The organism is Flavobacterium sp. CF136 (genome assembly GCF_000282055.1).
GTDB lineage: Bacteria > Bacteroidota > Bacteroidia > Flavobacteriales > Flavobacteriaceae > Flavobacterium.
The window spans coordinates 58,149-72,565 of sequence record NZ_AKJZ01000010.1 but is presented as its reverse complement, the minus strand read 5'-3'; the positions used below and the strand labels follow the sequence as shown (position 1 = coordinate 72,565).

At 31.3% G+C, this 14,417-nt stretch carries 13 protein-coding genes; 7 read left to right on the top strand and 6 right to left on the bottom strand.

Going from position 1 to position 14,417, the window contains the following annotated elements:
- Positions 1 to 95 precede the first annotated feature (95 nt).
- Positions 96 to 959, top strand: a complete 864-nt coding sequence (locus PMI10_RS03975; protein WP_007804760.1) for a sigma-70 family RNA polymerase sigma factor — start codon at positions 96 to 98, stop codon at positions 957 to 959.
- Positions 960 to 1,181: 222 nt separating this feature from the next.
- Positions 1,182 to 1,844, top strand: coding sequence for a ribulose-phosphate 3-epimerase (gene rpe / locus PMI10_RS03970; protein ID WP_007804748.1), 663 nt, complete (start codon positions 1,182 to 1,184; stop codon positions 1,842 to 1,844).
- On the opposite strand, the gene PMI10_RS03965 is transcribed toward rpe, so the two are convergent.
- Together PMI10_RS03965 and PMI10_RS03960 are read right to left on the bottom strand one after the other, a co-directional pair.
- Entirely contained in the window at positions 1,821 to 2,603 is a 783-nt protein-coding gene (locus PMI10_RS03965) for a DNA/RNA non-specific endonuclease (protein ID WP_007804746.1), read from the bottom strand. The two genes, rpe and PMI10_RS03965, sit on opposite strands and share 24 nt — an antisense overlap.
- A gap of 73 nt (positions 2,604 to 2,676) precedes the next feature.
- On the bottom strand, positions 2,677 to 4,860 hold the full coding sequence (locus PMI10_RS03960) for a carboxy terminal-processing peptidase (protein WP_007804743.1): 2,184 nt from the start codon (positions 4,858 to 4,860) through the stop codon (positions 2,677 to 2,679).
- A 203-nt stretch (positions 4,861 to 5,063) separates the two neighbouring features.
- On the opposite strand from PMI10_RS03960, the gene surE reads away from it, so the two are divergent.
- The 5 genes from surE (at position 5,064) to PMI10_RS03935 (ending at position 9,917) form a co-directional block, all read left to right on the top strand.
- A complete protein-coding gene (surE, locus tag PMI10_RS03955) occupies positions 5,064 to 5,837 on the top strand; it encodes a 5'/3'-nucleotidase SurE (RefSeq protein ID WP_007804741.1) in 774 nt (257 codons plus the stop codon).
- The gene (locus PMI10_RS03950) at positions 5,834 to 6,106 is read left to right on the top strand and encodes a hypothetical protein (protein ID WP_007804739.1); all 273 of its coding nucleotides are present in this window, start codon (positions 5,834 to 5,836) and stop codon (positions 6,104 to 6,106) included. The genes surE and PMI10_RS03950 overlap by 4 nt, the downstream gene beginning before the upstream one ends.
- Before the next feature lie 127 nt (positions 6,107 to 6,233).
- Entirely contained in the window at positions 6,234 to 7,346 is a 1,113-nt protein-coding gene (gene lpxB, locus PMI10_RS03945) for a lipid-A-disaccharide synthase (RefSeq protein WP_007804737.1), read from the top strand.
- A gap of 10 nt (positions 7,347 to 7,356) precedes the next feature.
- Positions 7,357 to 7,842: a C40 family peptidase gene (locus tag PMI10_RS03940; protein WP_007804734.1), complete on the top strand. Its 486-nt coding sequence runs from the start codon at positions 7,357 to 7,359 to the stop codon at positions 7,840 to 7,842.
- 47 nt (positions 7,843 to 7,889) lie between these two features.
- Positions 7,890 to 9,917: a ComEC/Rec2 family competence protein gene (locus tag PMI10_RS03935; protein ID WP_007804732.1), complete on the top strand. Its 2,028-nt coding sequence runs from the start codon at positions 7,890 to 7,892 to the stop codon at positions 9,915 to 9,917.
- Between the two features lie 4 nt (positions 9,918 to 9,921).
- On the opposite strand, the gene PMI10_RS03930 is transcribed toward PMI10_RS03935, so the two are convergent.
- The 4 genes from PMI10_RS03930 to PMI10_RS03915 form a co-directional block, all read right to left on the bottom strand.
- Positions 9,922 to 10,374, bottom strand: coding sequence for a hypothetical protein (locus PMI10_RS03930; RefSeq protein ID WP_035631337.1), 453 nt, complete (start codon positions 10,372 to 10,374; stop codon positions 9,922 to 9,924).
- A 224-nt stretch (positions 10,375 to 10,598) separates the two neighbouring features.
- Positions 10,599 to 11,093, bottom strand: coding sequence for a thioredoxin family protein (locus PMI10_RS03925; protein ID WP_007804728.1), 495 nt, complete (start codon positions 11,091 to 11,093; stop codon positions 10,599 to 10,601).
- Between the two features lie 50 nt (positions 11,094 to 11,143).
- Entirely contained in the window at positions 11,144 to 12,628 is a 1,485-nt protein-coding gene (locus PMI10_RS03920; RefSeq protein WP_007804725.1) for a peptide MFS transporter, read from the bottom strand.
- A gap of 88 nt (positions 12,629 to 12,716) precedes the next feature.
- Positions 12,717 to 14,393, bottom strand: coding sequence for a peptide MFS transporter (locus PMI10_RS03915; protein WP_007804723.1), 1,677 nt, complete (start codon positions 14,391 to 14,393; stop codon positions 12,717 to 12,719).
- Positions 14,394 to 14,417: the final 24 nt, after the last annotated feature.

The window sequence follows — 14,417 nt, the reverse complement described above, 5'->3', positions numbered from 1 at the left end:
ATGGGAATTTTTATTTTTTTCTAAACCGTTGTAACTTTTTAGACACTTCTTACGTATAACCATTTGTACACTTTAAAAAATAGGGAGACAACAACATGAGACAACTTAAAATCACCAAGCAGGTAACCAATCGTGAAACTGCATCGTTAGACAAATATCTACAAGAAATTGGAAAAGTTGACCTAATTACCGCTGATGAGGAGGTAGAATTAGCACAAAGAATAAAGGCCGGTGATCAAAGAGCTTTAGAAAAACTTACAAAAGCCAACCTACGTTTCGTAGTATCGGTGGCTAAACAATATCAAAATCAAGGATTAACTCTTCCAGATTTAATTAATGAAGGAAACTTAGGTTTAATTAAAGCAGCACAACGTTTTGATGAAACTCGTGGTTTCAAATTCATTTCTTACGCTGTATGGTGGATTCGTCAATCGATTCTTCAGGCTTTGGCTGAGCAATCACGTATTGTACGTTTACCATTAAACAAAATTGGTTCTATCAATAAAATCAACAAAATGTATGCTTTATTAGAACAATCTAATGAGCGTCCACCTTCTGCTGAAGAAATTGCAAAAGAACTTGACATGACCGTAAATGACGTAAAAGAGTCTATGAAAAACTCTGGCCGTCACTTATCTATGGATGCACCTCTTGTTGAAGGTGAAGATTCTAACCTTTATGACGTATTACGTTCTGGAGAATCTCCAAACCCGGACAGAGAATTAATCCACGAATCATTACGTACTGAAATTGAGCGTTCATTAGAAACATTAACTCCAAGAGAAGCTGATGTTGTTCGTTTATATTTTGGTCTTGGTGACCAACACCCAATGACATTAGAAGAAATTGGAGAAACTTTCGACTTAACCCGTGAACGTGTACGTCAGATTAAAGAAAAAGCAATCCGCAGATTAAAACATACTTCAAGAAGTAAAATTCTTAAAACTTATTTAGGTTAATAAACCTTAAAGTTAGAAAGTTTTTAAAGTCTAAGGTCTTTTGGCTTTAAGACATTTGACTTTCAACTATACAGTAAACAACAGTTTGATTGACTGTTCGTTTTTTGATTGATGATTGAAACTCCGGCTGATTACCGGAGTTTTTTATTTTTTATAATTACCTTTGCAAAAAACAAACTACTAGACACACTGCTGTGTGCCTCTACATTAAACAACTACACAATGAAGAATACACTTATAGCTCCTTCTGTTTTAGCAGCTGATTTTGCCAATTTACAACGAGATATCGAAATGATCAATAACAGCGAGGCTGATTGGTTTCACATTGATATTATGGATGGAGTTTTTGTTCCTAATATTTCTTTTGGAATGCCGGTTTTAGAAGCAATTTCAAGACATGCCAAAAAAACAATTGATGTACATTTAATGATTGTTGATCCTGATCGATATATTAAAACTTTTGCTGACTTAGGCGCAAATATTTTAAGTGTACATTACGAAGCCTGCACACATTTGCACAGAACATTACAAGCCATCAAGGCAGAAGGAATGAAAGCAGGAGTAGCTATTAATCCTCACACCAATATTGACTTGTTAGAAGACGTTATTAACGACATCGACCTGGTTTGTATTATGAGTGTGAATCCTGGTTTTGGAGGACAATCCTTTATAGAGAACACTTACGATAAAGTAAAAAAACTAAAAGCTTTAATTACACGTAAAAATGCTTCAACGCTTATCGAAATTGATGGTGGTGTTACTAATAAAAATGCAAAGCAACTAGTAGAAGCCGGAGCAGATGTTTTGGTTGCAGGAAGCTTTGTTTTTAAAGCAGAAAATCCAATAACAACAATTGCCAACTTAAAAGTCCTTACTGCTTTTTAAATTTTTTAAATTAGGAAAGAAATCAATTTTCGTCATTTTTTCGATAGTTTCAATAGGAACTACAAAATCATAAATTGACTTATCGCTATTTTCATTCGGAACCAAAAAAGCAATTGCCTTATTTTCCTTTCCTGATTTAGCTAAAATGATTTTATAAAAATATTTAGGAACAGCAACTTCTTCTGTTCCTATTTTTTTATCTGAATCTTTCAAAACCCCACCTGTCACAACATAAATATCATTATATTTTCCTGCCCAATAGCGCGTTTTTTGTTCTATTCTATTCCAAATCCCACTATTGAAATCGTGCTTTTGTGGTGAAATATTCGATGTATAAAAAGTATCATTATAAGCTTTTTCATCAAATTCCATATCACCTGCAGGGCAAAGATGACCTTTATCATAACCTGACTTTTTGTAATTTCTCCAATCAGCTGAACCAGTTGTCACTTTTGGATCTTCAATAAAATAAGGCCTTTTAAAATCATTATTTTTTAAATATTCTTTTTTCAACTCATATGCTACCCATTCAGCCTGTTCAAATTTTTCATTATATGAAAGTGTATAATAATCGTGTTTTATAATTTGATGTGTTGTCGATATCGGCAAGTAATTTGTTGAAAATTTAGACTCAGTTGTATTTTGATATTGCCCGACAAAAGTATTTGTTCCCTGAATTATTTCTTTTTTTTCATTCTGATCTTTTTTGCATGAAAAAAGCACCAGACTAATCAAACCAAAAATGATATAATTTTTCATATTTTCAATAAAATTCAAAAAAAAAAACGTTCCAAAATTTTTGATTATGGAACGTTTGATCTTATTTGTTTAATTATGATTTTGCTAACTTATCTCTTTTCATTTTAGGAGTAATAGCGCTTCTTGAATTACCTTTAGTCTGCAAGTCATCTAAAACATTTAAAGCTTCTTCAACATATACATCTTTAGATAATGCCTGATGCCAAATTGAGCGTTTTTCTTTTAAAACTCCATCATTAGCCATTTCAACTTCTTCATAAGGCAAAGATTTAAAAACCAAATTATTTTTATAATCCGCAATTGGTTTGTATTTTTTTCCTTCGCTTTCTACTTGTTCTTGCGTTGCCTTAAAGTTTTTAATATTTAAGCTATATGTATTTTCTTTGCTTTTAACATCAATCCATTTTGCATTATCTTCAATTAATTTAAATTGAGGATTCCCGGCAATTCTCAATTTACTATTTGTCAATGCCTGATTAAAATTTTCATTAGAGCTCCATACATTATACTCTGCCGGATCTATTTTATCCCATGGCATTGCATTATCAATATCACGCTCTCCCATTTTTAAATATGCATAACGGTCAGGCATTACAATATCACTTTTCACACCTTCTAACTGAGTCGAACCACCATTAATTCTATAAAATTTTTGGGCAGTAGCTTTCAAGGCTCCAAAATCTCCAAATTCACTATTACGAACAAACTGATTTAAATCAATAACTGTTTGCACAGTACCTTTTCCATAAGTTTGTTTACTGCCAATAATAACACCACGTTTATAATCCTGAATTGCTGCGGCTAAAATTTCTGAAGCTGATGCAGAAAAACTATTTACCATTATTACAAGTGGTCCGTCCCATTCAATTTTTTTATCTTTATCATATAAGACTTCTTTCTTTTTTCCAGCTGATTTCACCTGAACAATTGGTCCTTCTTCAATAAATAATCCTGCTATATCGACTACTGTAGAAAGTGAACCTCCTCCATCATCACGAACGTCAAGCACTATACCGTTTATATTTTCTTTTTTAAGTCTTTCAACCTCTAAAGCAATATCTTTACCGGCATCTCTTCCGTCTTTATTTTCAAAATCGATATAAAATTTAGGTAAATAAATCACCCCGTATTTTAGTCCATTTTTCTCAACTATACTTGACTTTGCATAAGTTTCTTCAATTTCGACAACATCTCTGATTATTGAAATTACTTTTATGCTTCCATCAACTTTTTTCACTGTAAGTTTGACTTCAGTACCTTTATGTCCCTTGATTTTTTTCACAACATCATCCAGACGCATGCCTACAACATCTACAGGTTCTTCATTTCCTTGTGCCACTTTCAATATTAAATCTCCTGCTTCCAATTCTTTTCCTTTCCACGCAGGGCCTCCGGAAATCAATTCATCTATCTGAGTAAAATCATTTTTCTTAGTCAGACGAGCACCAATTCCTTCTAGTTTACCACTGATATTTACATCAAAACGATCTTTTTCTTCCGGAGCAAAATAACTTGTATGTGGGTCAAAACGAGCCATAATTGAATTTACATAAACAGAAAACCAATCCTCTTTATCCAAATCTTTTATTAAACTAAAATTATCGTCTAACGATTTTTGTGAACTTTCACGTGTTTCTTTTTCTAAAGCCTCAAAAGATTTCATTTTATATGCCGGATCATTTTTCTTTTTATCTTCCTCTAACTTTTGTTTTGTTACAAGAGATGAAAGCGTAGACAATTTAATTTGTTTTCTCCATCTTTCATTTATTTCTGCAGTATTTTTTGCATAAGGAATCTTATCATAATCTGCATTAAAAGTCTCATCAATATTATAATTGAACGGCTGCGCTAAAAGAATTTTATATCTTTTTTTACTTTCTTCCATACGTTTCATCAATCTCGTATAGGTAAGATTAAAGAACGTCAGGTCTTTATTAATGAACTGATCATCAAGCATTAACTCATATTGCTTAAACTCATCAATATCAGACTGCAGGAAAAAACGCTTAGAAGGATCTAATGCATCAATATAATCTTTAAAAATCCCCTTAGAGAATGTATCGTCTATAGGCGGAGGACTGTAATGCCCTTTTTCGATAACAAATGCCAGTAATTCTAAAAGCATTTTATCTTTATTAGGGTCTGGATCTATTGTTTTATCTGCATTTATTTTGAATGCAAATAAGGTTACAGACAAACATAATATGGCTATGAGGATTTTATAATTTCGTTTCATAAATTTAATAATAGCATTCATCAATTTTTTAATCTAAGTTATGGTAAAAACCGAGCCAAAAAAGCCAAGTCTACTATAATTTTTTGTTAAAGATATAAAAATCTTTGGATCACTAAAAACTTAGATAATTTAGTTGACAAATTTTAATTTATTTGTTAGTATTCTAAGAAAATCTGTACCTACATTTGTTCTGAAAAATCTATATTCGTAATTAATCCTAATTTATGAAAAACCAAAAACCCTTAATATTAGTCACTAATGATGATGGTGTTTCTGCTCCCGGCATAAGAGCCTTAATAAATGTTATGGCAACCATTGGCGAAGTCATTGTTGTGGCTCCGGACAAACCTCAAAGTGCGATGGGCCATGCCATAACAATAAACAGCACCTTGTATTTAAATAAAATTTCGAAAGAAAACGATATTATAACAGAATACAGCTGTTCCGGAACTCCTGTAGATTGCGTAAAATTAGCAGTCAATGAAATTTTGAAAAGAAAACCTGATTTATGTGTATCAGGAGTTAATCATGGTTCAAATTCCTCAATTAATGTAATTTATTCCGGAACCATGAGTGCTGCTGTTGAAGCCGGAATTGAAGGGATTCCAGCTATTGGTTTTTCGCTATTAGATTACAATTGGAATGCTGATTTTGAACCTGTAAAGTCTTTCATTAAAAAAATAGTTTTAGAGACCCTTGAAAAAAAATTACCGGAAGGAGTTATTTTAAATGTTAATTTTCCTAAATTGAAGGAAAAAGAAATTAAAGGCATTAAAATTTGTCGTCAGGCAAAAGCACTGTGGGTAGAAAAATTTGACAAAAGACAAACACCATTTGGAAAGGATTATTATTGGCTTTCCGGAGAATTTGTTAATCAGGACAAAGGAAACGACACCGATGAATGGGCATTGGAAAACGGATACATTTCTGTGGTACCTGTTCAATTTGATTTAACAGCACATCATGCTATTCAACAATTAAACAGCTGGAATTTATGAATAAAAAAGACATTTTTTTAGGTTTTATAATCGGGATTTTCACTTCTTTACTTGGGAGTTATATGTTTATTACTTTCTTTACCAAATTTGATATTTCTTCCGGAATTCAAACTATAAAAGAAAATGGCTATTTAGGAAAAGTAATAACGTTAGGCACAACTTTAGATCTTGCCGTTTTTGCTATCTTATTAAAAAAAGATAAAGAATATATGGCCAGCGGAATCATTCTGGCTGTCATTGTTTTAGCAATTTCGACTTTGCTAATTTAAATCTTATCTTTGTGTCGCAATTTTGACCTTTACCAAATCAAAGGCAAATTCTCAAAACCACGATCTAAAATCACTATAATTCCTAATATTAGAATTGTGTGATATAAAAAAGAAATATTAGCTACGTATGAAATATTACATTATTGCAGGTGAAGCTTCCGGAGATCTTCACGGGTCTAATTTAATGAAAGCCTTATATGAGGAAGATCCTCATGCGGAAATTCGTTTTTGGGGCGGTGATTTAATGCAAAAAACCGGTGGTACTTTAGTTAAGCATTATCGTGAATTGGCATTCATGGGATTTATAGAAGTGGTTTTTAATTTGAAAACTATCTTAAATAATATTAAATTCTGCAAAAAAGACATTTTAGAATTCAGACCGGATGTTTTAATTTTTATTGATTATCCGGGATTTAATATGCGGATTGCTAAATGGGCAAAAGCGTTACATTACAAAACACATTATTATATTTCGCCTCAAATTTGGGCCTGGAAAGAAAATAGAATTACAGCAATCAAAAATGATGTTGATAAAATGTTTGTGATTTTACCTTTTGAAAAAAGTTTTTACGAAGACAAACATCACTTTCCTGTCGAATTTGTAGGGCATCCATTAATTGATGCTATTCATAATCAGCCCGTTTTTGATGAAACTGTTTTCAGAAAAGAGAATCAATTGAGCGAAAAACCGATTATAGCTGTTTTACCGGGAAGCCGTAAACAGGAAATCACCAAAATGCTGAGTGTAATGCTTAGCGTTGTTGACGATTTTAAAGAATATCAATTTGTAATTGCTGGTGCTCCAAGTCAGGATTTTGAGTTTTATCAAAAGTTTATTTCAAATAAAAACATTCAATTTATTTCAAATAAAACCTATGATTTACTTCGTTGCTCAACAGCTGCATTAGTAACATCCGGGACAGCGACATTAGAAACTGCACTTTTTAAAGTTCCCGAAGTAGTGTGCTATAAAGGAAGCTGGGCTTCATATCAAATTGCAAAACGTATTATTACATTAAAATACATTTCGCTTGTTAATCTAATTATGGACGAAGAGGTCGTAACTGAATTAATTCAAAATGAATGCAATACAGAACGAATTAAAGAAGAATTACAAAAATTATTAGAACCTGATTATCGTCAAAAACTATTAAATAATTACAATATTTTAGAACAAAAATTAGGTGGAACAGGTGCAAGCAAAAAAACAGCAAAACTTATTGTCGCCGATTTAAAATAATAGATTCGTTTTGAAAAAAATACTTCTTTTTATATTATTCACCACACTTTTGGCTTCCTGCAAATCAGGATCATCAACTGTAAATAAAAAAGAAACAAAACGAGAGACTAAATATGTTGTAGATAATTTGGTTAAAACGGCTACTGATAATATTGGTATTCGTTACAAAGCTGCGGGCACAACCAAAAATGGATACGATTGTTCAGGATTAGTATTCTCTACTTTTGAATCAGAAGGCATAAAACTACCCCGAACTTCTTATGAACAATCAAAAATTGGAAGGTTAATCAAAGTTGATGATGCCAGAAAAGGAGATTTAATTTTCTTTAAAACCAACAACAGTAAACAGATTAATCATGTTGGACTTATTACTGAAATCAGTCGTGAAGAAATAAAATTTATACATTCTTCTACTTCAAAAGGTGTGATTATTTCTTCTACAAAAGAACCGTATTATAAAAATTCATTTGTTCAAATTAATCGAATTATTGAATAATTTTAAAAATTAGCGTTTTTCTTACAAATTTTTAATACTTTTAAACCATGAAAGTATTAAATTTTCCTTTAACAAAAATTACAATCAGTTTTATAACCGGCATTATTATTTCTTATTATTTTCAACCGAAAATATTTATTGTTATCTCAGCCCTTACGATTACCACAATTCTCTTTTTGATTACCTTTTTTTCATATAAAAAAAACAAAATCCTATTTGGCATACTCTCCTGTTGCTTTTCTTTTTTTATTGGGGCAATAACTTTATTATTTCATACGGAATCTTTACAGAGAACCAATTATATACATTTTGAAAAAGCATTTGAAAAATCTCAATTTGTAACGCTTACCCTAAATGAGAAATTAAAAAGCAACGATTATAACGATAGGTATATTGCTGTTTTTAATCAAATCGGAAAAAAATCCTGTTCAGGAAAAATTATCTTAAACATTCAAAAGGATAAAACTCCCAATTTACTTATAATTGGAAACATCATTCGTTTAAAAACTATTTTACAGCATAATAGTACGCCTAAAAATCCTAATCAATTTGATTACAGCCAATACTTAAAAGACAAACAGATTTATGCACAGATCTATGCAGTAAAATCAGAAATAAGTGTTAACCGAATAATAAAAAAAGATATCTGGTACTATACCGCAAAATTACATTGCCGGATAATACATAATCTTGAAAAAAGTCATTTTAATTCGAATGAAATGAATGTAGCTTTAGCCCTTATTCTTGGACAAAGACAAGAAATATCAACTGATATTATTCAGGATTATCAATTTTCAGGCGCTACACACATACTTTCAGTTTCAGGATTACACGTAGGTTTTATAATGTTATTTATCTCATTTATTTTAAAACCCATACCGAATACACGAAAAGGTTCTTTCATAAAATTAATTGTTATTTTAATTTCACTGATTATATTCGCCATAATATCAGGTTTATCTCCCTGTGTATTGCGTTCTGTTGTTATGTTTTCATTTTTGGCAATTGGAAATCATTTACGCAGAAATGGTAATATTTACCATACACTATTAGTTTCTATTCTATTGATCTTACTTTGCGAACCTTATTTCTTGTTTGATATTGGCTTTCAACTCAGTTATCTTGCTTTGTTTTCCATTCTTTGGCTACAACCAATATTAAAAAGCATATGGAATCCGAAAAATAAAATTATTATTAATATCTGGAATGCTTTAACTGTTTCATTTTCAGCACAAATTGGCACTCTGCCACTATGCCTATATTATTTCCATCAATTTCCGGGACTCTTTTTTGTAACCAATCTTATTATTATTCCGGTTTTATCTTTTATCATGATTGCTGGAATAATCGTAATGATTCTGGCCGTTTTTATTGCACCTCCACAATTTTTAATTCAAATATTTGAAAAAAGTATTTATATTTTAAATAAGCTCATACATTTTGTAGCGTCCTTTGATTCATTTGTGATAAGAGAAATCAGTTTCAATAATTACTACTTATTTGCATTTTACTTATGGATCATTTTCACGTTTATATGGCTGGAAAAGCCTAATTATTTAAAGTTGATTGGCGTTTTAAGCACAACAATCATATTACAACTTTCCTTTATATATACAAAAAAAGAAATGCAGACTCAACAGGAAATGATTGTTTACAATGTAAAGAAAAAAACAATTATCACTGAAAGAAACGGAAAAGACATTAACCTTTTTTGCAATGATGATCTTTTAAAAAAAACATCAAAAAACAGCATTATAAATTCTTATTTGGTTGGTAATTTTAGTAATGTGAAGAAAAAAACAAAAATTAAAAACATTTTATTTTTTAATAAAAAAAGAATCTCTATTATTGACAGCACCGGGATTTACCTTAAAGATAAGCAACCTGATATTTTACTATTGATTGAATCTCCAAAAATTAATCTGGAACGCATTATAAAAAATTTGCATCCTAAAATAATTATTGCCGATGCGTCTAATTCTTACTCCATTCAAAAATATTGGAAAACGACTTGTATGAAACAAAAAATCCCTTTTCATTCCACGAATGAAAAAGGATATTATAAATTAAATTAAAAGTTTACTCCGTTGGATGCAAAATAGCCTCTGATTCAGATATCCATACTTTAGCACCTCCTGGCACATAACCAATTTTACCAAGTGCCTGAAATGTAGTTTTGTTTTTTCTGACTGAAGCACTGGCGAAACAAACTTCAGGTAAATTTTCAACACCAAATGCATTTTTAAGTTTGATATTTTGTTCTTTATCACCATCTGATGTATTAATATCAGATAAATCTAATTTGACCAAAATGACGTTATCTCTTGACCAAACTGCAAAATCCGGTGTTTTAAAAACTTCATTTTGGAGATTATTTGGAGCATTTGAGGCAGTAAAAAAAATCAACATTGGTTTACTCTCTTCATTACTTGCAGCAATAGCAGCATCCATACTGGTCTTCCAAACTATATTTTGGGCTTGGAAAGAAATTGACCCTAAAAAGAAAATTAGCAGAAGTAGTTTTTTAATCATAACATGTAAATTTGGTTTAGTTAGCAAAACGAAATTAACAATATATTTTAATTGTGCAAGATTTTTTAGCACTAAAATTACATAATATGTTTTTTTATTTACAATATTTTATTAAAATAAAATATTCCACAATCTAACCAGGAAATTAACAAATACTTTTCTTACTAAACAAAAAAACCTCACAATTTTCATTGTGAGGTTTTCTTTATTTATTTGAAAAAATATTACATTTTTTGAGATTTAATTATTCCGTCAGCAACTGCTAACCAGGCTTTTGGACCGCCTGCAACATAACCCGTCTGACCAAGACCTTTAAAATTTACTTTACCATCTTTACTTTCTGCATTCGTAAAATATACTGTAGGAAATCCTTGTATCCCGAAAGCCTGCTGTAATTCGGCATTTTGATTTTTTACTTCAGGTGTCTGAGCAGTTCTTCTTGGATAATCCAACTCTACTAAAATTACATTTTCAGCAGCCCACTTTTGAAACTCCGGTGTTTTTAAAACTTCGTTTTGTAAACGAATACACCAACCACACCAATCACTTCCTGTAAAAAACATTAGCAACGGTTTTTTTTCTTTATTACTAACAGCTATTGCTTCTCTTACATCTGTATGCCAATTTAATTGCTTCGCCTGTTCGCTTACGCTCGAGCCTTGAGCTTGAACAGCAAATGAACCTATTATAAAAAATGCTATTATAAATATTTTTTTCATGTCATTAATTTTTTTCAAATTTAAACAAAAAAACAACTTCAAAATGTCGTCTATTTTACTTCCTGCATTAATTTTTTAATAAATGGAGAAATTGCTATTAAAATCACACCGGCAACCAACGAATAAACAGCCAATTGATAATACCCGTCTGTGTATGACTGCAACTTAGACATTAAAGTAGTTCCTGTATTCGATTTAGAAATTTCTGCACCAAGTTTTCCTGCAAATAACTGCCCAAATGCAGTTGCCAAAAACCATAATCCCATCATCATTCCGAATAATCTTTTTGGAGACAGTTTCGTAATAATTGACATTCCGATTGGCCCCAGGCAAAGCTCCCCAAGAGTTGTCACCAAATAAGCAAATGTGAACACATTCAGGGAAGTAATTCCGTTAACATCTGCAAAAAATTTAGTGTAATAGAAAATATAAAAAGAAGCTGCTAAAAACAAAAATCCAATCCCGAATTTAATCAGCGTATTAGGTTCTATCTTCTTTTTAGCCAGCCAAAGCCAAAGCAATCCAACCAAAGGACTAAAAATAACAACAAATAATGTATTTGAACTATTGTTTACAGCATTGGGATCAATGGTAAATCCAAGTAGATTGTAACTTAAATTATCTTTGGCAAACAACGACAACGAACCCCCGCTTTGTTCATAAATTGCATTAAATACTAAATAAAAGAAAATAAACGTAAAAGCTGCAATCATCTTTTTTTGCAATTTTATATCTCCTAATTTTATCACTTCGTATATAAAATAAATCATAGCAATTATACCAATCGTATACATAAAATAATCTGTATAATCTGTATTTTTTACCATGATAAAAATAAAAGGAATACTTAATAATGAGCCTAAGTAAACAGCTATTTCTTTAATTTTCCTTTTATTCGGTTCTAAATGCAACAATGGAGAATTTCCAATAGGCCCAAGATGTTTTTTAGTAAACAAAAAAGTCAACAATCCAAAAATCATGACAAGTGCTGCCGAAAGAAAACACAGTTGCCAGGAATAATATTTCCCTAAATAGATACACAGGATTCCTCCAAAAAAACCGCCGATATTAATTCCGGCATAAAACATTCCATAACCTGCATCTCTTCTGTGATCACTTTCATGGTAGAGTTCTCCCACCATTGAAGAAATATTGGGTTTAAAAAAACCTGTTCCAATTATAGAAAATGCCAAACCATAATAAAATAAATGTTGTGGAGCAAAAGCAATAAGCAAATTCCCCAAAATCATAACAATTCCTCCAAAAAATAATGACTTTTTAAACCCTAAAACTTTATCTGCAAAAATTCCTCCAACAAAAGTAAAAGCATACACAAATGCCTGAATAGCACCATATTGTAAATTAGCCGCTTCATCTTTAAGTAAAAGCTGATCTACCATAAAAAAGGTTAAAACGCCCCGCATCCCATAAAAACAAAATCGCTCCCACATTTCAACAGTAAACAAATACCACAATTGCTTCGGATATTTTCCTTTAAAATTTTGTATTTGTTCTAAACTTAAACCTTCTTCCATTTATTATTATTTTAAGTACATCAATAAAAAAGCATCATCTTCAATTAATTCAAAGATGATGCTTTTAGTATATTTTTATTCCGTTAAATTATCTAACACCATGCATCATTTTTTTCAGGAATGGAGTCAATGCAAATAAAATCAATGCTGCAAGTCCTGTAATAACAACAAATACCATGAAAAACTCATATAGGTTATGAATTATAAAACCTGCAAAATCAGGATAATGATCACTTATCTGATGTTTATCCAATAATTCCAACTGAGCTGGAGTTAATGTAATCTTTTTATCTAAAACTGCTTGTAAATCAATTCCTAATTCCTGCGCTTTTTTATATTTATCGCCAGTTGCAGGTAAAATTGAGCCTAAAGTTCCTCCCAAAGCATAACCTGATGCATTCGACAAGAAAAATACTCCATATAATAAAGAAGAAAAACGCTTTGGAGACAATTTACCAACTAAAGATAATCCGATTGGAGATAGACACAACTCCGCACAAGTATTTAAGAAATACAATAAAATAAGCCATTTAACCAACAACAATCCTGAAGTTCCAATGTATGAAACCTGAGTTGCAATCATGAAAAAACTAATTGTAATAAGAACCAGACCAACTGCTAATTTTACTGGCGAAATTGGCTCCCTGTCTTTTGCCCTTAAATAATCCCATAGAATACTAAAAGGAACAGCCATTACAACTACAAACAATCCGTTGAATATTTGCACCATTGATGGTGGCATTTGAAACCCAAAGAAATTTCTATCAGTCTGATTATTAGCAATAAAAGTTAATGATGAACCAGCCTGTTCAAACGCAGCCCAGAAAAATATAATAAAGAAAGAAACGATATAGATTACAATAATTCTATCTCTTTCTATTTTTGTCAATGATGTATCAGATATAATCAATCCGGCCAAAGCCAAACCACTCGAATAGATTAATGTATAAATTAAATTCTGTCCAAAAACAAAATGAAAAATTACACCTAAAATTAAAAATGCAATTCCTGCACCAACTAATGCTTTTGGAGAAAAATTAGCCTTTTGAGCCTCTCCTTCTTCAAAATCAGCTGCTACATTTTTAGATGGCAAACCTCCTAATGGTCTTCCTTCCGGAGATACTACGTATTTATTTTTTAAAAAGTAAAAAAGAACAGTCCCTACAAACATTGCACCTGAAGCTGCCAGGAATCCCCATTTAAAAGCGTGAATATCCCTAACACCACCTCTATCAACAACATCTCCTAATAACGGACAAATAGATTGACCTAAGAAGGCCCCCATATTAATTCCCATATAGAAAATCGTAAAAGCTGTATCTAATTTTGTCTTCTCTTGCTTTGGATACAAACTTCCCACCATACTGGAAATGTTTGGTTTAAAAAATCCATTACCAAAAACAATAGCACCTAATCCGCAATACATAACAGTCGTTGCAAGACCTAAGTTAGAACCAAAAATGCTGCCGCTTGTAAATAATAACAACTGTCCAACAGCCATTGTTAATCCGCCTAACAAAATACAATTTCTATTACCTAAAAAACGATCGGCAATAAAACCTCCTAACATTGGTGTTAAATAACAAAGCCCAAGAAAACCTCCATAAATCAAGGAAGCTTCTTCTTCCTTCATTAATAACGAGTTCACAAGAAATAAAGTTAATAAAGCCCGCATTCCATAAAAATTGAACCGCTCCCACATCTCCGTTCCGAACAATACCCAAAGTCCTTTTGGATGCGCCGATTTTACTTGAGTTTCTCCCATATTTTGTTGTTTATTTAAAGTTAA